Here is a 22,337-nt window from a genome sequence, read left to right as displayed (position 1 = left end):
ACACACATAGTTAAAACTCGAAAAAACAAATAAATGGTGTTTTTTTATTTTGAATCTGGAGTAAATACTATGATTTTTAATGTGTTACGTAACGTTTTATTGGTAGGCGCACTGTCTGCTCTTACCGTTGGGTGTGCGTCTATGGGTGATGGTTCTGTCGCTGAAAAGCGACAAGCTATATTAGATATGCAACAAAATGCCCTTGCCCGCTTATACACAGAAAAACCTGACACACGCTCTCAAATTCGCGACGCGGCGGGTTATGCCGTATTTACCAATGCAAATGTGAATGTCATCTTTTTTGCTGCCGGCACCGGTTATGGAGTGGTGAACAATAATGTGACCGGCGCGAAAACCTATATGAATATGGCGGAAGGCGGTGTTGGCCTTGGACTTGGTGCGAAAGATTACCGAGTCGTGATGGTTTTCCACACACAAAAAGCCATGAACTACTTCATCGAAAATGGGTGGACCGTTGGCGGTAACGCTGACGCAGCCGCCAAAGCCGGTAATAAAGGCGCGTCTGCCGAAGGAGAAGGCTATCTCGGCAACGTGACGGTTTACACGATGACAGAGAGCGGTTTAGCCCTACAAGCAACCGTTAAAGGCACTAAGTTTTGGGTAGATAAAGCGCTTAACTAAGTGGTGTATGTACGCCAGCGACAATCAAAAGGAGGTTCTTAGCTTCCTTTTGATTTGTTCTCCACAATGTTCATCCACTGCGCTCGCGTACAGTTTTCCAATAATTCAAATACTTCTTTTACAATGTTTTTCCCTTGAACAAAAGCATGCTTTTCCGCTGCGTTATCAAGACGTGAGGCGAGAAGCTTTTCTCTGCTGCCATCTCGCCCGGGGTGGTTTGATAGAAAGACATCAATATTCTGCGCCTCAACGTACCCTTTCATGATTTGCGCCGATTCAGTGTACGACTGAATGCGCTGCACATCTGAGCCATAATTAAGACCCGTCCCACCCCACAACACCGCGCGATGAGGTTCATCACCATCATACACGGGGAAAACCAGCGACAATGTACCCGGCGTGTGACCAGGCGTGACATGGAAAGTAAGCGTTGTACCATCAATGTTAAGGGTATCACCATCGTTAACGGCCATATCTTTTTTTGGCTTTGCGCCCCAACGCCGACTGGCAAAACTGTCATGCTCCAGTAATTCCCACTCTAATTCACTCATGACGATACGAGGGTTATAGCGTTTCACAACCGCGTTAAAACCGCCGTAATGATCGCCATGGCCATGAGAGATAATTAAGTGGGAGACAGGTTTATCTTCTAGGCCAAGCGTTTTAAGCCCCGCAAAGATGTATTTTCCCGCTTGTTCGTCGCTATTAAGCGCATCGACCAATACGATGGTTTTACCGGTATCGATGGCCCAACTTGCTACATTCCCCGCCCCAACGTAATAAAGGTTGTCGAACACCTTTTGTGGCGGAATATGCCGGCGAGCGCGTCTATTCGTATTTCCCTTACTCGCATTTCTTTGTTCAGTCAGTGATGGGGTGTCAGCAGCCCGGCGCTCGGGACGCGTGTCTTTACTTACGCCGGATTGAAACATATTGCGTGGTTCACGGCTGATATCACACAGGCTGGCCAGGCCCGGAAAGAAGGTAGCGCTTTCCAGCCCCTTTTCAGCATAGTCTTGTGCTGTTAACCCATCACTTTTGGCGCTATTGCTCAACAGCACAGTTGCCGTGAGCAATAACGGTACTGTTGCCTTTAAAATGTCCAATTCACCCCTAACCATAACCTTCTGCCATCCTCAACATATCCATACTCTGCATAGCGCATGGTTTTATCAAACGCATTGTACAGACCTGTTTGTAGTTTTACATTACGGGTAAGCTTGGTGTTGTAACCGATGTCGAACAATCCAATACCTGGCGATAATACCGAACGGGAAGAAACCGAAGTCAACGCCGCTTCCTCCCCTCTTACTGTCCATCTTGACCAGAGTTCGCCTGTATCTGAAAGGCGGTAGGTCGAATTTAAGGTAAAGAGATGCTTGGGCTGCTGAACCAACGGAAGGCCTTCATTATCCCCCGTGATTTGCTCTGAACGCGTGTAACTATACGCACCGTTAAAAGACCAGTTTCCTACGCTATATTTAGCGGCCAATTCCGCACCGTAAGACTCCGCTTCGTCAATATTAATATTGTAGCGGTCTGTATCATCTAAACAGTTCTCAAGCTCGCAGGACGCGACGGCTATTTTATCGTCAAAATCATTGTGAAAAGCAGTAACACTATATTCAAGGCCGTTGTCACCTAGGTAGTAAATCGCCACTTCTTTGTTCAACGTTGTTTCTGGTGCAAGTGCTGGGTTGCCGTAAATATCACCACCACGGCTCTCTTGAACCCAACCTTCTGCCATTTCACGAAGCTCAGGTGTACGGTACCCAGTGGAAACACCGCCTTTTACTACCCAGTTATCGTTTATATTATAAACGGCGTAGGCACGTGGGCTAACTTGAGAGTCAAACTGTTGATTGTCGTCTAGGCGGATGCCTAAGGTAATGGCAAGATTTTCATTCACACGCCATTCATCTTCACCATAAACCGCCCATTGACTGTTTTCAATATGGGTAGCGTCAGCGCCATTCGTATCAAAATCGTCTAAAGATTCTTCTAGAAATTCAGCCCCCGCCGTAAGCATATGTTGACTATTTAACACGAAGGTCCACTGAGAGTTAACCACTAAATTATCAATAGTAATATCACGGCCCACGTTTTCCACAGACTCTTGCTGTATATAACTTCTGACCGTTGTATCTTCGTATTTACCCTCGTGAGTCAGTGCATAGGAATGCCTGTCACTGTTCGTTTCAGAGAGCGAACTGGTGTCGGGCAACGACTTACCCGGCGTTGATGTTCGCGTTTGATCTTGCACTATATATTCAAATGTTAGCGTATCTGAGGTGTTTGGTGTGAGGTGAAACGCCGTTCTTAAATTGCGTAACGATTTTTCCGCATAGCCGCGCTCAATCTCATCTTCTTCGCGCTTTTGATATAAACCACTGGCGGAAACACTGAGCAAGTTTTCAATTAAAGGGCCTGAAAACGCTAGCTGAACTTGGCTATCAGCGCCGCTATCTGAATTTTCCTGAATTTTCGTTTCCGCACGTAGGTTTCCACTCCACTTGCGATAGTTCTTTCGCGTGATGATATTGATAACACCGCCCATGGCGTCTGAACCGTATAGCGTTGACATAGGGCCGCGTACAATTTCTATACGTTCAATACTATCTAGTGGCGGAAGCCAATCTTGTTCGTAGCCTCCGCTTCCGTTGGGTTGTGATTCTCTTCCCGTTTGCTTTTTGCCATCTACGAGTATGCTGGTGTACTGTGCGGGCAACCCACGAATACTAATATCCTGACGATAACCGCCTCCCGTTACGGTAACGCCCGGCACATCGCGAAGGGCGTCCGTAATATCTTTATACGCTCTTTGTGCCAATTGCTTTCTATCAATAACACTCACAGATGCTGGCGCCTGTGATAAAAGCTGCTCAAAGCCCGACGCGGTGACGGTAATGTTTTCAATTTTGTCGGTGTTAGATGTTTGTGCCCATACACTGTGAGAAAACAAAGAACATAGCGAAATGGTCAGGAACGTGGGTCTAAAAGTCATACTTAATCGTTTAATATGTAAGGATTAAGCAGATGATAATCATTATCATTCAAATGTAAAGAAAGGATTTAACCTTTTTTAATTAGCTTTAGCACTAAACATCCACGTCAATGTGTTTTAGGCCATCGTGAGTTGAGGGGTCTTTTTTGTCTTTACCCGATTCAGATTGATTGCCTCGTCGTTCTATTGCATCCGTTTGTTTAACACGGTCGAAGTTATCCTGCCCTTCTTCAGAAAAGTGTTCAGTCTTATTCGTCTTCTCTACCTTTTTAACCCGTTTATCTTCTTCCACTGGCACCTTGGTATTGCGGGGTAATATAGGAAATAACAAGTCATTACTCATGGGGTTTACTCCGGTTTCCCGCCATTCGGGTAGTTTTCACGTGGGCCTTTCTATTTTTTAGGCCTAATTAAGGGTTTAAAAATAGCCTTTATCCCTTCATTGAAACACAGGAAAATTAAGATCACCTTTGCTCAGATCAAAAAGTTTTACTATATACATATTAATTTAGACCTATTGGGTAAAAAGAGTTCACTTTTGCCTTGCAAAACGTCAGTCAAACCGCTAATGTTTCAGCCGTTCGAAAATAGGATTAAATTTTTAAATGATCAATTGCGCTGCGAAACATCACCATCACCACATAGCATAACCTTTCAGGTTCGTGCTGGAAGGTCTATATTTCCTTCCAGTGGCGCAGATACCAAATTCTCGGCCCTCGGAAGGAAACTTCCGGGGGTTTTTCATTTTTAGCGCAATCACAAAGTTAACACACAACGTGTAAGGAACGTTTCAATGAGTAACAGCAAAAGACTTCGAATTGCCGTACAGAAATCAGGCCGCTTGAGCGATGATAGCATCGCCTTACTTAAAGCTATCGGCATAAAACTGAATATTCGTGATCGCTTGCTGATTGCGCATTCGACAAACGAACCTATTGATTTGCTTCGTGTTCGTGATGACGACATTCCTGGTCTCGTCATGGATGGCGTGGTTGATTTAGGCTTTATCGGTGAGAACGAGCTGGAAGAAAAGTCCCTTGAACGCAAAGCCGCTGGCAAGCCATTTGAGTATGAAACATTACGTCGTTTAGATTACGGCGGTTGCCGTTTGTCTATCGCAGTACCAAACGAAATGGAGTACGAGGGCATTCAGTCTCTAGAGGGTAAAGAAGTTGCCACTACCTACCCCTATTTGCTAGAGCGCTATTTCGAGGAAAAAGGCATTAACGCGAAAGCGGTAATGTTAACGGGCTCCGTTGAAGTTGCACCCTCGAGCGGGTGTTGCCGACGCTATTTGTGACCTTGTATCAACAGGGGCGACATTAGAAGCCAATGGCTTAGTGGAAAAAGACGAAATATTCCGTTCTAAAGCGGTGCTGATTCAACGTGCTGACGGCGAAATCAGTGATGAAAAGCAATCGCTTATCAACCGCCTAATGCCTCGTGTAGACGGCGTGTTACTGGCGAAAGAAAGCAAGTACATCATGCTACACGCACCGAAAGCCTATTTAGAGCAAGTAAAAAGCTTGCTACCGGGTGCCGAAAATCCCACTGTACTGCCCCTTTGCTGGGAACGATGAGCAAGTGGCCATTCATGTTGTTTCAACAGAAACTTTATTCTGGGAAACCATGGAAAAACTAAAAGCCCTTGGTTGTAGTTCTATTCTTGTAATGCCCATCGAAAAAATGATGGGCTAAAGGCAGACGATTATGATTACTTGGTCATCTCTCTCATCTGACGAGAAAAAACAAGCGCTAGCGCGCCCGGCTATGGCCAATAGCCAACAATTGAAGCAAACTGTTAGCGATATTATCGCGAAAGTTGAAACGAGTGGCGACGAGGCCGTACTTGATTATACTCGCACGTTCGACTGCCCTGATTTGCAATCTCTTATTTTATCTCAAGAGAATATTGATGCGCTTGCAGCGCAGGTTACCCCTGAGGTAGCCGCTGCAATTGATACTGCATTTAACAACATCAAGCAGTTTCACGAGGCTCAATCGCCTACTGATATCGCACTTACCACCACGCCTGGCGTAGACTGCGAGTTGCGTTTTACCGCCCTCGACGCAGTGGGGTTGTATATTCCTGGAGGCAGTGCGCCTCTGCCCTCCACGGTATTAATGTTAGGTGTACCCGCATTGGTGGCGGGCTGTGAAAACAAACTCCTTTGTACGCCGCCAAACAAAGCGCAATTGATTGCTCCTGAGATTGCTTACGCCGCCCGTAAATGTGGCATTGATAAGATATTTTTGTGTGGTGGCGCGCAAGCTATTGCGGCCATGGCCTTAGGGACACAAACGATTCCTCAAGTAGACAAAATCTTCGGCCCTGGTAACAGCTTTGTTACGGAAGCCAAGCAACAGGTTAGCCAGCGCGCTGACGGTGCAGCCATTGACATGCCTGCAGGTCCTTCTGAGGTATTAGTACTCGCCGATGCCTTGGCTGATGCGGAATTTGTGGCCGCAGATTTATTGTCTCAAGCTGAGCATGGCCCAGACTCACAAGCGATTTTAGTCAGCGACGATGCAACCCTTATTGCAAACGCAAAAGCGGCTGTGGAACGTCAGCTAGCCACACTTTCACGCGCAGATATTGCGCGCCCAGCAATGGAAAATGCGCGCTATATTCTCGCCGGCTCGATTGAAGAAGCCATTGAGGTAAGCAATGCTTATGCACCTGAACACTTAATTGTGCAAATTGAAGATGCCAGGCGCTATTTATCGAAAATCAAATACGCAGGTTCTATTTTCTTAGGCCCCTGGTCCCCTGAATCGGCTGGGGATTATGCATCAGGCACCAATCACGTGTTACCCACGTATGGGTATGCTAAAAACTATTCGAGCCTAGGCTTACTAGACTTCATGCGCCGCTTTACCATTCAAGAGTTAAGCGCTGACGGTATGCGTAATTTGGGCCCTGCTATTATGGCGTTGGCCAACGCAGAAGGGCTAGATGCACACGAACAAGCGGTGGCGCTTCGCATGAAGAAATTAGGTTTTGGAGGCAATGCCTAATGTCTAAACTTATTGACACACTCATCAATGAGAACTTGGTACCTTTAAAGCCATATGAATCCGCTCGAAGGCTGTTTTCAGGTGGACAAGATTGGTTGAATGCCAATGAAAGTCCGTTTGCTAATGAATACCACGTTGATAGTAGTAATTTTAATCGTTATCCATCATGCCAGCCTACCGGTGTGGTTGAAGGCTATGCAAATTATAGCGGTTTAGACGCAAGCAATGTCTTGATTACCCGAGGGGCCGATGAAGGTATCGAACTGCTTATTCGCACTTTCTGTACACCAGGTAAAGATAACATTCTGATTTGCCCCCCCACATACGGCATGTACGCTATTAGTGCCGAAACCTGTGATGTGGGCGTTAAGAAAGTGGCTTTGAACGATGACTTCAGTCTAAATGTTAACGCCATTTGCGCTGAAGAAGACGTTAACATTATTTTTATTTGTGCACCGAATAACCCAACGGGAACGTCGGTCGCCCGCGAAGACATCAAAACCGTATTAGAACACTTTGCGGATACTGCACTGGTTGTTGTAGATGAAGCCTACATCGAATTTGATGCTAGCAATACATGGGCAACAGAAATAGCCAACTACACGAATCTTGTTGTGCTTCGTACGCTGTCAAAAGCCTTTGCACTGGCAGGGTTGCGCTGTGGTTTCACCCTTGCTCAAAAGCCCGTCATTCAAGCACTATTGAAAGTGATTGCACCCTACCCAATACCTGAGCCTGTTGCACAAATTGCGGCTAATGCACTGTCTACCGATTCGTTGGCGCTAATCGCGCTACAAGTTGACACAATTAATCGCGAAAAAGAAGCGCTGGCTGAATCACTCGCAGCCATTGAAGGCTTTACCCTGGTGGGTGATAGAAAAGCTAACTTCATTTTGTTTAGGTACACAAAGTCTGCCGAACTCATGCAGTTTTTAGTTAGCCGAGGCATGCTTATTCGCGATCAATCGAAACAACTTAATTTACAGAATTGTTTGCGAGTTACGATTGGCACCGAAGAGCAAAATCAGCGCTTAATGCAATTAATTAATGAATTTTTAAATGAGGACGCGGCATGAGTCAGCAAGCCATTTTATTTATAGACCGCGACGGCACCCTAGTTGAAGAGCCGCCAGTTGATAAGCAGTTAGACAGCCTAGAGAAGCTTGTTTTCGAACCCAATGTTATTCCTGTATTGCTTAAGCTAAAAGCCGCAGGCTACAAATTGGTTATGGTAAGTAACCAAGACGGCTTAGGCACAGACAGCTTCCCGCAGGAAGACTTCGACAAACCACACAATGCCATGATGGCCATTTTTGAAAGCCAAGGCGTAACCTTTGACGACGTGCTGATTTGCCCGCACTTTGATGAAGATAACTGCACCTGCCGCAAACCGAAACTTGGATTGGTGAAAGATTACCTCCAACAGGGCAAAGTAGACTTCACACGTTCATTCGTTATTGGTGACAGAATTACCGACGTTCAGCTTGCTGAAAATATGGGTATTCGCAGCTTTCAATACCATCGCGAAAGCTTAAACTGGAATGATATTCAGAAAAGCCTGTTAGCATCGTCACGCATTGCTGAAGTGGTTCGCACGACGTCTGAAACCGACATTAAAGTTCGCGTAGACCTAGATTCGCAGGCTAAGTCGACTATTCAAACTGGCCTAGGCTTCTTCGATCACATGTTAGATCAAATTGCCACGCACGGCGGTTTCGAGCTCAATGTAACGGTAGATGGCGACTTGCATATTGACGATCACCACAGTGTTGAAGATACCGCACTTGCATTAGGCGAAGCACTTAAAAAAGCCTTAGGCGACAAGCGCGGCATTGGTCGTTTCGGCTTTGCGCTGCCAATGGATGAATGCCGCGCTGAATGTATTATGGACATTTCAAACCGTCCATACCTTAAGTTTGATGCAGAGTTTAGCCGCGATAAGGTAGGCGAGATGGCCACTGAAATGGTACCTCACTTCTTCTACTCATTGGCACAAAGCATGGGGCTATCACTGCACCTTTCCACCAGCGAAGGTAATGCGCACCACCAAGTTGAAAGCTTATACAAAGTCTTTGGCCGAGCACTACGTCAAGCCATAACACGCCAAGGCGACGCACTACCTAGCAGTAAAGGAGCACTATAATGTCAGTGGTAAACACTAGCCAACGACAAAAAATAGTTATCGTAAATACTGGTTGCGCGAATATTTCATCGGTACGTTTTGCTCTTGAACGTCTAGGTGTTGAAGTCGATGTATCTGACGATGTGAAGGTGATTAAAAGCGCAGACAAAGTGTTTTTACCCGGTGTAGGCACAGCAACAGCGGCCATGGCTAGCATTAAACAAAAAGCGTTAGTTGATGCGCTTCAGACGCTTACTCAGCCGGTGTTAGGTGTGTGCTTAGGTATGCAACTAATGGTGAAAACCAGCGCAGAAGGCGGATTTCAAGGCACGGGCAACATTGAGTGCTTAAACCTAATGCCCGGCCATGTTGCGCGCATGGAATCAAAGGGTGTGCGTTTACCTCATATGGGATGGAACACTGTCTCTCACAACAGCGAACATAAAGAAGAAAGTTTATTTAAAGGTATTCCTCAAGACACCTATTTCTACTTTGTACATAGCTTTGCAGTGCCGGAATACGAGCACACGCTGGCCAGCTGCACCTATGGAAATACGTTTTCTGCGGCGATAAATAAAAACAACTTTTACGGGGTGCAATTCCACCCAGAACGCTCTGGCGAAGCCGGAGCCCAACTTCTGACTAACTTTGTGAATCTATAATGATTATTCCAGCGATAGATCTTATTGACGGACACGTAGTGCGCTTATATCAAGGTGACTACAAGCAAAAAACCCAATACGAACTGGACCCCGTAGATGTGGTTCACGACTATGCCGACCAAGGCGCAACCTGGCTACACATTGTTGACCTTACTGGCGCTAAAGACACCAGCAAGCGCCAGCTAGAATTGATGAAAGCCATGGTGGATACCAAGCGCATGCAGTTTCAAGCCGGCGGCGGTATTCGTAGCGAAGAGGAAGTCGCCCAGCTTCTAGAAACCGGCGTTAGCCGTGTTGTGATAGGTTCACTAGCCGTAAAACAGCCAGAACTTGTTAAGTCTTGGGTAGAAAAATACGGCCCTGAGCGCATTGTGCTGGCCCTTGATATCAATATTAGCGAAAGCGGTGAAAAGCTTATTGCGACGCACGGCTGGCAGGAAAACTCAGGCGTGGCGCTTGAAGGTTTGCTGGAAGACTTCGCTACCGTTGGTGCCAAGCATGTACTATGCACTGATATTAGCCGCGACGGCACGCTGCAAGGCGCGAACACAGAGTTATACCAGGAGATGGCGACGCGTTTTCCTAATGTAAGCTGGCAAGCTTCTGGTGGTATTGGCAGCATTAACGACATCGAAGCACTTAAGCCCACTAACGTTGGTGGCGTTATCCTTGGCCGCGCCTTACTTGAAGGTAAGTTTACCGTGAAGGAGGCTATCGCATGCTGGCAAAACGCATAATCCCCTGTTTAGACGTACGCGACGGCAAAGTGGTAAAAGGCGTACAATTTAGAAACCACGAAATCATCGGTGACATTGTGCCCCTTGCCGAGCAATACGCGAAAGCGGGTGCCGACGAACTTGTATTTTACGATATTACCGCAAGCTCAGATGCGCGCGTAGTTGATAAAAGCTGGGTGAGCCGTATCGCGCAAGTTATCGATATTCCGTTTTGTGTCGCTGGCGGCATTAAAAGCATTGAAGATGCTGGGCGTATTTTGGAAATGGGCGCAGATAAAATTTCAATTAACTCTCCTGCCCTAAATAACCCAGAGCTTATTAACGCGCTGCACGATGTGTATGGCCAACAGTGCGTGGTTATTGGAATCGATAGCTTTTACAACGAAGCGACTGACCAATATGAAGTGTACAAATTTACCGGTGATGAAAACCGCACGCAGAAAAGCCAGTGGCAAACCATCGACTGGATAAAAGAAGTTCAGTCACGGGGCGCAGGTGAAATTGTGCTTAACTGCATGAATCAAGACGGTGTGCGCAAAGGCTATGATGTAAAACAGTTGAAAGCCGTACGCGACGTATGTGAAGTACCGCTTATCGCCTCTGGGGGTGCCGGCGAAATTGCCCACTTTACCGACGTATTTCAACAGGCGGATGTAGATGGCGCATTGGCGGCTTCCGTATTTCACAAAGGCATCATCAACATTGATGAGCTAAAAGCAGAACTAACTAGCAATGGCATTGCCATGCGTAAGCGTCACGGTTTAACGGCGCAAGCGGAAGGAGTAAACCCGTGATCATTACTAATGAGAACAGCAATAAATTAGCCTGGGACAAAATGGACAACCTGCTACCTGCTATTGTGCAAGATGCACTATCGGGCAAGGTGCTAATGCAAGGCTACATGGATCAAGACGCGTTATCTAAGACCCTTGAGACAGGCAAAGTCACGTTTTTCAGCCGCTCGAAGCAGCGCCTTTGGACCAAGGGTGAAACATCGGGACATACACTGGATTTAGTGAGTGTCGCCTGCGATTGCGACCAAGATTCACTATTAGTCCTTGCCAACCCCAATGGCCCTACCTGCCACACAGGTGCAGAAAGCTGTTGGTTTGAAGGTAATACCCCTGCATTTACCTTCCTAGCAGACCTAGAACGTGTATTGGCGGCTCGTAAAGATGCTGACCCGAAAAGCAGCTACACCGCTAGCCTTTATAACAAAGGTATCAAGCGTATAGCGCAAAAAGTAGGTGAAGAAGGCGTAGAAACGGCGCTTGCTGCCACGGTACACGACAAAGAAGAGCTTAAAAACGAAGCCGCGGATTTGTTGTATCACCTAACCGTACTGCTTCAGGCCAGTGATATGTCGTTAAACGACGCGCTGAATGTGCTGCGCGAGCGTCATAAATAATTCGTCATACGAATAATTTATTAAGATAAAATGCCCTTATCGCTTCATGCTTTAAGGGTATTTTTTCGCAAGTGTATCAGAATTGGCGCTTATTTCTGTGCCTACATACGGCATATTTTCGCCAGCCATTCGTTAAAAAGCGATGAACCAAACTAAACCAGCACGGCTATCTCGTTTATAGCACATCGCTTTCATTCATTTGTAGGCGCTCCACATGCATAAGTTTAGCTTATCACTAATGACCGCCAGCACACTACTCTTAGCATGCGCTTTTGGCTTGCTAGAAGTAGGATCATTCCCCTTTAGTACATTAGTGTTCTTGGTAATAAAATGGCTCTGGCCGTTTTCATTTCGCCTTACTTCCCGCGCCTCCTCATTGCCACTCCTCGTGTTTTTAGAAGTCACTTTTATAACTGTATTTTGTATCGTTCCCTTCATACCAGCCCCACCCATCGTGTTATAGAACCTTAGTGTGGCGAATTTCCCTTTACTAAACCAACGATAAAAACTAACGTATAAAATAAGCTGAACTTATAGTAGAGCAATCATGGATAAGCGATTAAAGTGGCTGAACAATTTGCTTTGTTTTGAAGTAGCCGCACGCAACGAAAGTTATAGTAAAGCCGCTGAAGAACTTCATATATCGCAAGCGGCAGTCAGTCAGCATATGCGTCAACTAGAAGCTAATTTGGGTATTAGCCTATTTCGCAGACAAGGCCGAAAAATGTTATTAACCGCACCGGGTCGTACACTTCTAGCGTCGTGTAAAAATGGGTTTAGCGAAATCATTAACGGCCTGAACCAAGTGCAAGAAGAGCCCATAGAAGGCAGCTTAACCATAAGTTCAACGCAAGCGTTTTGCGCGCTGTGGCTTATGCCTAATTTATTCGCGTTTTTTAACCTATTCCCCGATATAAACGTCAACATTCAAGCATCTAACCGCATTGAAAACCTTCACGATGGCAATATTGATGTTGCCATTCGTTTTAGCACGTCAACAACGTCATTGCTTGATGACACGCTTGTTGTAGAAAAGTTTGCTGAGGACGGCGTAATACCGGCCTGCTCTCCTGAGTTTCAGTCTAAAATGCAACTTAAGACAGTCAAGGATTTACTAAACGCGCGGTTGCTTTCGTTGGCCTGTGAAGAAAAAGCAAACTGGGAAAATTATTTCGAAAACGACAAAATAGATTTGTCTAACACCGTGCTAAATAAAACAACAGTATCTTCCAGTGACCTTGCCCTAAGCGCAGCGTTGGCTGGTCAAGGGGTAATGCTGGCAGGTGATTTTATGATAAGACAATATCTAAATTCTGGGCAATTAGTTATACCGGTGGCAAAACCTCACCCTGTCCGCTGGAAGTATCACTTTGTATATTTGAAAAACTCCCCAAAACAGCAACGCATTGCTCATTTTTGCGATTGGCTAAAAAAACAAATGACCGCCAATGAGGTTAAACTGTCGAGCAAAGAGCTACATTACCTCGTTACACATTAAGGGAAGCGAAAGCTTCCTGCTGTTCTAAGCATTAGGATAACTTGGATCTCGTTTTTACTGGCTCTTTCTATAAGTAGCACTCGACTTAAGACAGACATTGCTCGACACAAGACAGGCATATGCGTTTAATCAAATCTGGCACTTTGACAGGCAAGATTAGTAGCACACGATGGCTGTTTTTTTAGTTGGTCTATCACTAGCTGCGAGATAAGTGCCTGTCTTGTTAATGCACTAAATTAGTAAGCCGCGTTAGAAAATGCCCCCATAGCTATTTGCTTTAGGGGCATATCTTCTATTTAACGCTCTATTTCTCGCACCACCTGCCCATAGGCCAATAGGGCGAATAACCCAGTTCCGCCCACAATATTTCCCATCAAGGTTGCGCCAATTAAAGCGACAGTTTCAGCAGCACTAATGTGCCCTTGAAGCACTAGTAAAAAGAGCTCTGTTGAACCTGCTATTACGTGGGTAAAGTTACCTATGGCGATAAGGTACGTGAAAATGACAATCATCAACACTTGAGAATGTTTCACCGATGGCTTCATCCACACAATAGCGGCAATAATAAAGCCTGAGGTTATGCCATAAGAAAACGCTTCTGAAGCACTAAATTCGGCGTAGTGTTTGGAAATGGCAGTCATTCCCTCCACCAGCTCGGGAGGAACTGCTTGTAAGGTGTAGCTGAATACCGCGGCCAAAAATGTACCCACCATATTAGCAGCAAACACAATTAACCATAACCTTGCTATGCACAGCGTCATATTCACAGAAGGTTTGCTAAGAAGCGGTAAGATGACAGACAAGGTATTTTCAGTAAATAGCTGAAGCCGACCAACAATCACCAAAACAAAACCAACGGTATAGCCTAAATTTTCTATTACGAACTGGTATTGGGAATCTTCAAATAGGTAATGCAAGATCCCTTCAGCTAAAATGGAAAGAGATATGCCGATACCCGCTGCTACGCCCGACCACCATAAAGACATCACGGGACGCTGAAGCTCTTCTAACCCCTCGCGATGTACAATGGCATAAAGAGAAACTGAATTTAAGCTTTGGTTGTCTCTTACATCTTGTTCTTCGGTGTGACTTAATGCCACATCTTTTTCTCTATCTTTTGACTGCTGCGATTTTTCAGTCATCAAATGCCTCCAGCATAGTCCAATAGACTCACGTCCTACGTTAAATCACTAAGAAATTGGTACGTGTTGCACCTGGTATTTCGGTCACATTCATTTCTGTTGCTTGACGAATAGATGACGAATAGACAGTCACACAAAATAACCTCGACTCAAGACAGGCATATGTATTCATATCAGTCATTGTGACAGGCAAGATTAGTAATATACGGTGACTGTCTTGTTTTGAGTTTTGTATTGAATTGCTTCGATAATATCGAGGACCGTCGCAATTGCGGTACGATAAAAAGCCTCTAAACCATTAAGACTATGAGAGCTTGTGCGTTTATGCTGAATATGTATTTAGTAAAAAGAGCCTATTAAGAGAACTGAAGAGATTGGTTCAATTGGCCTCTAGAAGAGCCCGTGGTTTAGTGTTCATTATGAAAGGCTATGCACATTTTTTATGTTCGAGTATGCTAACACTAACTGAAGTTGAGAATTGTGTTTCAATGGTATTGACCATCAGTTGCCAGCTAGCTTCAGTTAAGCCCGCTCGTGTAAGAATAGGCTCACTATTAGCCGAAATAGAACCTAGTTTATCTGGCCGTATACTCCTACCAGTATCATCCACAAGTTGAAGATAATCTTTTAATTCAAAGCGTAACCCTGTATGAGTACGTTCTCGCGAGCCAATAAAAGGCATCAGTTTTTTAGGTTGAACATTATTTTTCACGGCTTTAATGCGACGCTTTATACTCGTATGTGGTGATGTTTCGAGCGTTTTCGCTACACCAGCTCGAATAGGATTCAAGTCTACATAGGCCATGCAGGCTAGAAGGGCTGCTTCATCAAGTAAAGCCTGAGATTTGAACCTGCCCTCCCAAAAGTGCCCGGTACATTCATCTTCCTTATTCGCCATACGAGCTATGTACTCGTTGAGCAAACGCATAAACCAACTGATGCTATAAAGTCGCTGGCGATAAACCTTCACTAAAGCTTCTACGCTCTTCAACTCTGCTTCCGACAAGGTATGGCGTTGCTTGGTGTCTACATAGCGACGACTGAGTACCGTCCCCTTGTGAAACCTATGCCAACGTGCAAGTACTTCATCATTATTCAGTGCTAGAGCTTTGGCCTTGTTTACGTGCAGTACTAAGTGCGTATGATTACTCATAATAGCAAATGCACAAATGTCGATAGCAAAAGAAGTGGTCAGTTTTAGCGCCCTATCTTCAATGACTTGGCGCCTATGCTCGTAGCATTTACCAGTCAACTCATCTACCCCACACAAATATGCACGACGAACACACCGCGAAACACAATGATAATAGGGCGTGCTTTCTAAACAAATAAGGGATTTACGTGGCTGTGGCATAACAATAAAACATTCTTTAATAGTCTCACTATTGTGCACAGTGTTGAAATAACTGGTACTGGCCGAAGGGCTAGAATAGATATTACTTTTAAACAAATTTTATAAGAGACACGAGAAGTGCCTGTCACGTCAATGCTGTGCCTGTCTCGAAAAAAGTGCCGCTAGAAGTGCCTGTCACGTCAATGCCGCCCTTTTAAACAAATTTTATAAGAGACACGAGAAGTGCCTGTCACGTCAATGCTGTGCCTGTCTCGAAAAAAGTGCCGCTAGAAGTGCCTGTCACGTCAATGCCGCCCGAGAAAAGTGGTGCCAGTCTCGTTAATGGTGCCTGTCTCGTTAATGGTCTCGTTAATGCGCTTCAATGCGTCAATGCTGTCATGAAAAACAGCAGTCCAGCGCGTTTGAAACTCATTTAAACGCAAACAATTCAAACACTTCATTATCTCTTATTCCATCTAAGTTTAATCCTTAACTGCCTGTCTAATGTATACTTTAGTCGTACCCTAAAAAACAAATAGTTAAATACACCTGCCTACCTATATAACGATAAAGGGTGATCGCTAAAGACATAAACTCAGGAACACACATGAAACTATTCCCGATCTCGGCCCTTACTGGCGCCGTTATATTTTCTCTTCCTAACTCGTTGTCAGCACAAGAAGCTAACTCCGAGATAGCAGATACCTTTTCTGAAGACGCAGAACAAATTGTAATTTTAGGTAGCCGCCGCCCAGGACGCTCGGTGGTAGAAAGCAATGTACCTATTGACCTTATCGGCGAAGATACGTTGCAAGCTGGCGGTTTTACAGATATAAGCCGTCAACTCCAAAACGTGGTCCCCAGCTTTAACTACTACCAGCCATCACTCGTAGACGGTACTGAACACATTAAGCCAGCCTCTTTGAGAGGGCTAGCGCCAGACCAAACTCTAGTGCTACTCAATGGGCGCAGATTCCACTCTAGCGCCATTCTTAATTTAAATGGCACGGCTGGCAGAGGCTCTGTGTCTGTCGATTTAAATGCCATTCCTTCTGCTGCCATTAAACGCGTAGAAATTTTGCGCGATGGCGCAGCTGCACAGTATGGCTCAGACGCCATTGCCGGTGTTATCAACATCATTACAAAGGATGACAGCGAAGGTGGTGCTATCAGCGTTTCTGGTGGAAGTTATTACACCACAGTAGATGGCGTACCAGAACTTGTCGGTGTCCAAGTGGACGACACTGGCGCAGTAGTAGGAAATGGCAGTAGCCGTGTTGCTGGGGTTTATGGTGATGATATTAGCCGCAACGACGGTGAAAATTACACGATTTCCGGCAATTGGGGCTTGCAGTTAAGCAGCGATGGCTATGTGAATATCAGCGCTGAATACGCGCACGCAAACAGAACAAGTCGCGGTGGATACGACGATGGCGATACTTACCCTAAAAACGAAGATGGTAGTTTTGATTTAAGAGAAATAGATGCTGATCGCGACCGATTTTATTATGGCCTCCCCGAAACAGAGAGCTATACCCTGTTAGGTAGCGCTGGTTATGTTTTCAACAACGGAATTGAAGCTTACTCAACGGTAACTTTTCAAGACAAAGATAGCCTTTCTGGCGCGTTTTACCGGGAGGCATCTGATGAAGCCTTGCTAATTCAGGAAATCTACCCGGATGGATTTACCCCACGAATATTAGCAGAAATTAAAGACTATTCCGTACTCGCAGGCATTAAGGGCAGTGCTGATATTTGGGATTATAATGCCAGTGTGGTAACCGGCAAAAATACCGTTGACTATACAACCAGCAATACCGCGAATGCGACTTACTTGTTAGATACACCCACTCGCTTTTATGGCGGTGAGTTAGCAAGCACTCAAACAACCTTAAGTTTTGATGCTTCTCGCTATATCGACCTTGATAGCCTCTATTCGCCTATCTCCTTTGCTATGGGTATTGAGTACCGCCAAGACGCTTTCCAAATTACCGCAGGGGATGAGGAGGCGTACACTAACCGTCAAATGACAGACGAAAGTGGCAACCCCATATTTGATGAGAGCGGAAACCCTGTTTACCCCACTAACAGTCTTTTTGCACAGGGCGCTATTTACTTCTCTGATGCTGCTGAAGTGGACGAAGACAGGCACGCGTACGCATTTTATGTTGATGTAGATAGCGATATCACAGAGGCATGGAATATTGCGTTAGCAGGCCGCTTTGAGGATTACTCGGATTTTGGTACCACGCTTAACGGCAAAATAGCAACGCGTTATACCTTTAATGACGATTTCGCATTGCGAGGCTCAATTAGCTCGGGCTTTAGAGCACCATCTCTACAGCAGCAATTCTACACTTCAATTTCAACAAACTTTGTGGATGGCGTAGCCTATGAAGTAGGAACCATAGCGTCAACTAGTGCCGCGGCCGTTGCCCTAGGCGGGGAACAGCTGGATGCGGAAGAGTCGACTAACTACTCCATTGGCTTTACTTGGACAGTCACAGATAAGTTAAACATAACGGCCGATGCATATCGCATTGAAATAGACGATCGCATTGTGCTTTCAGAAACGCTAGGAGACAGTGACGACGAAGCGGTTATTGTGCAACAGGTGTTTGCCGACAATAATATCGAAGGCGTAGGCGCTGTTCGCTTTTTCATGAACGGTGTTAACAGCGTAACCGAAGGCGTTGATGTAGTGGCTAACTATACGGCAGGTACAGTGCTAAATGGCGATTTAAGCTTAAGCCTAGGCGCTAACTATAACAACACCGATGTGAGTGATGTGGTTGCCACGGCAGGGCCTAGCGATTTATTTGAACCTGATCAACTCTTTGCACGAAGGGAAAGAGAACTGCTAGAAAATGCAGCGCCAGAAGTTAAAGCTAACCTTACTGCCAATTGGCGCGGCGACGCGTTATCACTTATGTTCAGAACGAACTACTATGGTGAAGTCACTCAACCTGGTACGACTCAAGAAGGAGATGTCACCGTAGACGCCGCATTTATTGTTGATGTGGAAGCAGGTTATCTGTTTACCGACAATCTAGAAGGCAAAGTGGGCGTTAACAATTTACTCGACAAATATCCAGAGTCAGCGGTGATTACCGATCAGCCCAATCCAGGTCAGTTTGATTACATCATTCCATTCCCTAACTTTTCGCCTTACGGTTTCCAAGGCCGTTACGCTTATGCCAAAGTAACCTACTCTTTTTAAATAAAGCGTTAAAGGCATAAAAAAGCCCCGCGCGAAAAATAATTAGCGTGGGGCTTTATTATCATTGTGCGATAGCGTTATTTATAGGCCGAAATGAATAAGCACCAAGTTTGCAATGGCAGCCATAAGCATAGAAGCAAATGTAAGCATCATGCCCGCGATACGTTGCCAACTTGCACCAGCGTGTTGACGCAAACCATAGGCATGCAATACTCGCCCAAATAACAATGCGGCTGCTAATCCATGGACTATCCATCCCTGCCCCGTATTCGCTTCAAAGCAAGCAATCATTATAAGGGTAATAGGTACGTATTCACTAAAGTTGCCATGAGCTCTAGTTAAGCGTTTTAGATCTTCATTTCCCCCGTCTCCCAAGCTGATTTGGGCTGACCGCCGTACGCCAATGACAAGAAACGACAGGTATATGTAGCATATTCCCAATAAGCTTACATAGAAGGCCGTAATAGGTAACACCATTTAGCTACTCCAATTAGTCTTTTTATCTTTTATGATTAAACGTTATTCAAGTCCCACTTACAAGTAACAAAAAAGGCCGCTAATGCGACCTTCTTCAACTTCATTACCCGTTAGCCGAGACGTTTGGCCAACTCAGCGCTAACTTCGTCTACTGGGCGTGTGCCGTCTAACTTATGATATTCACAGTTACCGGCTTCTGCCTCTGCGCTGTAATAATTAACCAGCGGCTTCGTTTGCTCATGGTATATAGCAAGACGTTTACGCACCGTTTCTTCTTTATCATCATCACGAATGATTAAGTCTTCACCGCTAACGTCATCTTTGCCTTCTTCTTTAGGCGGGTTGTACACTACATGATACACACGGCCTGACGCTGGGTGAACACGACGTCCGCCCATACGCTCAACTATAACGTCGTCAGGCACGTCAAATTCGATACAGTGATCCACTTTAACGCCTGCCTCTTTCATGGCGTCGGCTTGTGGAATTGTACGAGGGAAACCGTCTAGTAAGAAACCGTCTTTGCAGTCATCTTGTGCAATGCGCTCTTTAACCAAGCCAATGATGATATCGTCAGAAACTAACTTACCTTCATCCATAACTTGCTTGGCTTTTAGGCCTAATTCTGTACCCGCTTTAATTGCCGCACGAAGCATATCGCCCGTGGAAATTTGTGGAATACCATATTTGCCCATTAAAAACTGAGCTTGTGTGCCCTTACCCGCGCCAGGAGCGCCGAGAAGAATAATTCGCATGTGTGCGTTCTCCGCTTATGATTTTGAAACTTTTTCACCTTCGGCACTTTACACATTCAACACCACAGTGACAAGTAGAAGGCTACGGCTAATTTTAAACTTAAGACTAATGGCGAATATATGTACAAGTTATATTGCGTATGAACGGGTGTTGTTTTGTTATATTGCGCTCTACGCCAAGCATAAACCCACCATTTTCAATTTACTTAACTAATTAATTTAAATGGATTTTTATAACACTTCCATAAAATAATAATCCACACAAAGAAAAAGCGAGCTATTTGCTCGCTTTTTACTAATCAATTAATGATTACAAGCCTTATTTAGCTAACTTCATTAACAGACTGTTCAGGTTTTGAACAAACGTTGAAGGATCTTTTAAGCTTCCCTGTTCAGACAATGCGGCTTGGTCGAATAATACGCCAACCCACTCGTTGAAAAGTGCCTCATCTTGCGTATCAGCTAGCATTTTAACCAGCGCGTGCTCAGGGTTAAGCTCTAGATGATACTTCACATCAGGTACAGTCTGCCCGGCAGCTTGCATCAACTTCATCATCTGCGTAGTCATGCCATTGTCGTCTGCTACAATACAAGCAGGGGAATCAGTGAGACGGTGAGTAAATTTAACCTCGCCTACCTTATCACCAAGGGCAGTTTTCGCTCGCTCAAGCAAGCCTTCAACTTCTTTTTCAGCTTCTTCTTTCGCTTTCTTAGATTCTTCGTCTTCAAGGTCGCCTAAATCTAAGTTAGCTTTAGCGATAGAAACAAACTGTTTTTCACTGAATTCAGTAAGGTGAGACATCAACCATTCGTCGATACGCTCGCCCATTAACAAAACTTCAATGCCTTTCTTGCGGAAGATTTCCAAGTGAGGGCTAGACTTCGCTGCCTGCAAGCTGTCTGCGGTCACGTAGTAAATTTTATCCTGACCTTCTTTCATACGCTCGATGTAATCAGCAAGAGATACTGTTTGCGCATCAGAATCAGCGTGCGTTGATGAGAAACGTAGTAGGCCTGCAATTTTCTCACGGTTACTAAAGTCTTCCGCTGGGCCTTCTTTTAGCACATTACCAAATTCATTCCAGAATGACTGATACTTTTCAGCATCATTTTTCGCCATTTTCTCAAGCATCTGAAGCACACGCTTAGTACAACCTTGGCGAAGGGTCTGGGTAATTTTGTTGTCTTGAAGAATTTCACGAGAAACGTTTAGCGGTAAATCGTTACTATCAAGTAACCCTTTCACAAAACGCAGGTATGTTGGCATGAACTGCTCTGCGTCATCCATAATGAATACGCGTTGCACATACAACTTTAAGCCATGATTCTGGTCACGGTTCCACATATCAAACGGCGCTTTTGAAGGAATATACAATAAGCTAGTGTATTCCGTTTTACCTTCTACTTTATTGTGCGCCCATGCTAGAGGATCGGTAAAATCGTGTGAAATGTGCTTGTAGAATTCATTGTATTCTTCATCTGAAATATCAGATTTTTCACGAGTCCACAGGGCCGTTGCCTTGTTAACAACTTCCCATTCACCTGGCTGAGCTTCAATCTTCTCGCCATCAGGGCCTTCGCTTTCAGGCACTTCGTCTTTCCACATCTGTACTGGGATGCTGATGTGATCAGAATACTTACTAATAATGGAACGCAGACGCCAAGCATCAGCAAACTCTTTTTCGTCTTCACGTAGGTGAAGCACAATTTCAGTACCGCGTGTGGGCTTGTTAATTTCGGCGATGGTGAATTCACCTTCCCCTTCAGATACCCATTCAATTGCTTCTGCTGCATCAGTGCCAGCAGCACGAGTACGAACCGTCACCTTATCCGCTACAATAAATGCCGAGTAAAAACCAACACCAAATTGGCCGATAAGTTGAGAGTCTTTGGCGTTGTCGCCAGAAAGCTTGCTAAAGAAGTCCTTAGTACCAGACTTTGCGATGGTACCTAAGTTAGCGATAACCTCATCTCGGGTCATCCCGATACCATTGTCCGCAATGGTTACCGTGCTAGCTTCTTTATCAACACTAATTTTAACCGCAAGATCGCCGTCATTTTCATAAAGACTGCCGTCTTCCAATGCGCGAAAACGGAGCTTATCTGCTGCGTCAGCGGCATTTGACACTAACTCACGAAGAAAAATTTCTTTATTCGAGTACAAAGAGTGAATCATCAGATGAAGTAACTGCTTTACTTCCGTCTGAAAACCGTGGGTTTCTTTATGGGCTGCTTCAGCCATAATCCAATATCTCCTCGTTGAATGGATCACATTACTCTCAGACAGGTAGGGTCTGTGAGCGTGTTTTTCAACAGTAA

General features: G+C 45.1%; 18 protein-coding genes, 1 pseudogene and 1 other annotated feature. Of the genes and pseudogenes, 11 read left to right on the top strand and 8 right to left on the bottom strand.

Annotated elements, in window-relative coordinates:
- Nucleotides 1-69: 69 nt before the first annotated feature.
- Entirely contained in the window at nucleotides 70-642 is a 573-nt protein-coding gene (locus tag IUA53_RS06945) for a YSC84-related protein (RefSeq protein WP_044057484.1), read from the top strand.
- A 38-nt stretch (nucleotides 643-680) separates the two neighbouring features.
- Here the strand turns inward: IUA53_RS06945 and IUA53_RS06940 are convergent, their stop codons facing one another.
- From IUA53_RS06940 to IUA53_RS06930, 3 genes are all read right to left on the bottom strand, one after another.
- Nucleotides 681-1,748: an MBL fold metallo-hydrolase gene (locus IUA53_RS06940; RefSeq protein WP_231401273.1), complete on the bottom strand. Its 1,068-nt coding sequence runs from the start codon at nucleotides 1,746-1,748 to the stop codon at nucleotides 681-683.
- Entirely contained in the window at nucleotides 1,736-3,646 is a 1,911-nt protein-coding gene (locus tag IUA53_RS06935; protein ID WP_196898859.1) for a TonB-dependent receptor domain-containing protein, read from the bottom strand. The genes IUA53_RS06940 and IUA53_RS06935 overlap by 13 nt, the downstream gene beginning before the upstream one ends.
- A 94-nt stretch (nucleotides 3,647-3,740) precedes the next feature.
- The gene (locus tag IUA53_RS06930) at nucleotides 3,741-3,989 is read right to left on the bottom strand and encodes a hypothetical protein (RefSeq protein ID WP_044447916.1); all 249 of its coding nucleotides are present in this window, start codon (nucleotides 3,987-3,989) and stop codon (nucleotides 3,741-3,743) included.
- Nucleotides 3,990-4,271: 282 nt separating this feature from the next.
- Nucleotides 4,272-4,392, top strand: a sequence feature (His leader region).
- A 47-nt stretch (nucleotides 4,393-4,439) separates the two neighbouring features.
- On the opposite strand from IUA53_RS06930, the pseudogene hisG reads away from it, so the two are divergent.
- From hisG to IUA53_RS06885, 9 genes and pseudogenes are all read left to right on the top strand, one after another.
- A pseudogene (gene hisG / locus IUA53_RS06925) lies at nucleotides 4,440-5,344 on the top strand (ATP phosphoribosyltransferase).
- 12 nt (nucleotides 5,345-5,356) lie between these two features.
- The gene (gene hisD, locus IUA53_RS06920) at nucleotides 5,357-6,664 is read left to right on the top strand and encodes a histidinol dehydrogenase (protein WP_196898857.1); all 1,308 of its coding nucleotides are present in this window, start codon (nucleotides 5,357-5,359) and stop codon (nucleotides 6,662-6,664) included.
- A complete protein-coding gene (hisC, locus tag IUA53_RS06915; protein WP_196898855.1) occupies nucleotides 6,664-7,740 on the top strand; it encodes a histidinol-phosphate transaminase in 1,077 nt (358 codons plus the stop codon). The genes hisD and hisC overlap by 1 nt, the downstream gene beginning before the upstream one ends.
- On the top strand, nucleotides 7,737-8,807 hold the full coding sequence (gene hisB / locus IUA53_RS06910) for a bifunctional histidinol-phosphatase/imidazoleglycerol-phosphate dehydratase HisB (protein ID WP_044057491.1): 1,071 nt from the start codon (nucleotides 7,737-7,739) through the stop codon (nucleotides 8,805-8,807). The genes hisC and hisB overlap by 4 nt, the downstream gene beginning before the upstream one ends.
- Nucleotides 8,807-9,448 (top strand): imidazole glycerol phosphate synthase subunit HisH, encoded by a 642-nt coding sequence (hisH, locus tag IUA53_RS06905; protein WP_196898853.1) that lies wholly within the window; start codon nucleotides 8,807-8,809, stop codon nucleotides 9,446-9,448. The genes hisB and hisH overlap by 1 nt, the downstream gene beginning before the upstream one ends.
- A complete protein-coding gene (gene hisA, locus IUA53_RS06900; RefSeq protein ID WP_196898851.1) occupies nucleotides 9,448-10,185 on the top strand; it encodes a 1-(5-phosphoribosyl)-5-[(5-phosphoribosylamino)methylideneamino]imidazole-4-carboxamide isomerase in 738 nt (245 codons plus the stop codon). The genes hisH and hisA overlap by 1 nt, the downstream gene beginning before the upstream one ends.
- Nucleotides 10,167-10,979: an imidazole glycerol phosphate synthase subunit HisF gene (gene hisF, locus IUA53_RS06895; RefSeq protein ID WP_196898849.1), complete on the top strand. Its 813-nt coding sequence runs from the start codon at nucleotides 10,167-10,169 to the stop codon at nucleotides 10,977-10,979. Before hisA ends, hisF begins: the two co-directional genes overlap by 19 nt.
- Complete coding sequence (gene hisIE / locus IUA53_RS06890) at nucleotides 10,976-11,593, top strand: bifunctional phosphoribosyl-AMP cyclohydrolase/phosphoribosyl-ATP diphosphatase HisIE (protein WP_196898847.1); 618 nt, start codon at nucleotides 10,976-10,978, stop codon at nucleotides 11,591-11,593. Before hisF ends, hisIE begins: the two co-directional genes overlap by 4 nt.
- Nucleotides 11,594-12,140: 547 nt before the next feature.
- Nucleotides 12,141-13,091: a LysR substrate-binding domain-containing protein gene (locus tag IUA53_RS06885; protein WP_196898845.1), complete on the top strand. Its 951-nt coding sequence runs from the start codon at nucleotides 12,141-12,143 to the stop codon at nucleotides 13,089-13,091.
- 296 nt (nucleotides 13,092-13,387) lie between these two features.
- Here IUA53_RS06885 and IUA53_RS06880 read toward each other — a convergent pair whose 3' ends face one another.
- The gene (locus tag IUA53_RS06880) at nucleotides 13,388-14,233 is read right to left on the bottom strand and encodes a formate/nitrite transporter family protein (RefSeq protein WP_196898843.1); all 846 of its coding nucleotides are present in this window, start codon (nucleotides 14,231-14,233) and stop codon (nucleotides 13,388-13,390) included.
- 427 nt (nucleotides 14,234-14,660) lie between these two features.
- The gene (locus IUA53_RS06875) at nucleotides 14,661-15,587 is read right to left on the bottom strand and encodes a transposase (RefSeq protein WP_196898841.1); all 927 of its coding nucleotides are present in this window, start codon (nucleotides 15,585-15,587) and stop codon (nucleotides 14,661-14,663) included.
- Nucleotides 15,588-16,173: 586 nt separating this feature from the next.
- Between IUA53_RS06875 and IUA53_RS06870 the strand changes: the two genes are divergently transcribed.
- Nucleotides 16,174-18,786: a TonB-dependent receptor plug domain-containing protein gene (locus IUA53_RS06870; RefSeq protein ID WP_196898839.1), complete on the top strand. Its 2,613-nt coding sequence runs from the start codon at nucleotides 16,174-16,176 to the stop codon at nucleotides 18,784-18,786.
- A gap of 81 nt (nucleotides 18,787-18,867) precedes the next feature.
- Here the strand turns inward: IUA53_RS06870 and IUA53_RS06865 are convergent, their stop codons facing one another.
- The 3 genes from IUA53_RS06865 to htpG form a co-directional block, all read right to left on the bottom strand.
- Nucleotides 18,868-19,263 (bottom strand): MAPEG family protein, encoded by a 396-nt coding sequence (locus IUA53_RS06865; RefSeq protein WP_044057500.1) that lies wholly within the window; start codon nucleotides 19,261-19,263, stop codon nucleotides 18,868-18,870.
- 110 nt (nucleotides 19,264-19,373) lie between these two features.
- Entirely contained in the window at nucleotides 19,374-20,018 is a 645-nt protein-coding gene (adk, locus tag IUA53_RS06860; protein ID WP_044057501.1) for an adenylate kinase, read from the bottom strand.
- Nucleotides 20,019-20,337: 319 nt separating this feature from the next.
- Nucleotides 20,338-22,260 carry a molecular chaperone HtpG gene (htpG, locus tag IUA53_RS06855; RefSeq protein WP_044057503.1) on the bottom strand — a complete coding sequence of 641 codons (1,923 nt, stop codon included), beginning with the start codon at nucleotides 22,258-22,260 and terminating at the stop codon, nucleotides 20,338-20,340.
- Between the last annotated feature and the right edge of the window lie 77 nt (nucleotides 22,261-22,337).

Origin of the sequence: Alteromonas sp. B31-7 (assembly GCF_015767655.1) — a bacterium.
Lineage (GTDB): Bacteria > Pseudomonadota > Gammaproteobacteria > Enterobacterales > Alteromonadaceae > Alteromonas > Alteromonas australica.
This window is presented reverse-complemented; position numbering and strand designations above follow the sequence as displayed.

Coding starts and splice junctions, on each gene's coding strand:
- IUA53_RS06945 (WP_044057484.1), top strand. CDS start 70: ATGATTTTTAATGTGTTACGTAACGTTTTATTGGTAGGCGCACTGTCT.
- IUA53_RS06935 (WP_196898859.1), bottom strand. CDS start 3,646: ATGACTTTTAGACCCACGTTCCTGACCATTTCGCTATGTTCTTTGTTT.
- IUA53_RS06930 (WP_044447916.1), bottom strand. CDS start 3,989: ATGAGTAATGACTTGTTATTTCCTATATTACCCCGCAATACCAAGGTG.
- hisD (WP_196898857.1), top strand. CDS start 5,357: ATGATTACTTGGTCATCTCTCTCATCTGACGAGAAAAAACAAGCGCTA.
- hisC (WP_196898855.1), top strand. CDS start 6,664: ATGTCTAAACTTATTGACACACTCATCAATGAGAACTTGGTACCTTTA.
- hisB (WP_044057491.1), top strand. CDS start 7,737: ATGAGTCAGCAAGCCATTTTATTTATAGACCGCGACGGCACCCTAGTT.
- hisH (WP_196898853.1), top strand. CDS start 8,807: ATGTCAGTGGTAAACACTAGCCAACGACAAAAAATAGTTATCGTAAAT.
- hisA (WP_196898851.1), top strand. CDS start 9,448: ATGATTATTCCAGCGATAGATCTTATTGACGGACACGTAGTGCGCTTA.
- hisF (WP_196898849.1), top strand. CDS start 10,167: ATGCTGGCAAAACGCATAATCCCCTGTTTAGACGTACGCGACGGCAAA.
- IUA53_RS06885 (WP_196898845.1), top strand. CDS start 12,141: ATGGATAAGCGATTAAAGTGGCTGAACAATTTGCTTTGTTTTGAAGTA.
- IUA53_RS06880 (WP_196898843.1), bottom strand. CDS start 14,233: ATGACTGAAAAATCGCAGCAGTCAAAAGATAGAGAAAAAGATGTGGCA.
- IUA53_RS06875 (WP_196898841.1), bottom strand. CDS start 15,587: ATGCCACAGCCACGTAAATCCCTTATTTGTTTAGAAAGCACGCCCTAT.
- IUA53_RS06870 (WP_196898839.1), top strand. CDS start 16,174: ATGAAACTATTCCCGATCTCGGCCCTTACTGGCGCCGTTATATTTTCT.
- IUA53_RS06865 (WP_044057500.1), bottom strand. CDS start 19,263: ATGGTGTTACCTATTACGGCCTTCTATGTAAGCTTATTGGGAATATGC.
- adk (WP_044057501.1), bottom strand. CDS start 20,018: ATGCGAATTATTCTTCTCGGCGCTCCTGGCGCGGGTAAGGGCACACAA.
- htpG (WP_044057503.1), bottom strand. CDS start 22,260: ATGGCTGAAGCAGCCCATAAAGAAACCCACGGTTTTCAGACGGAAGTA.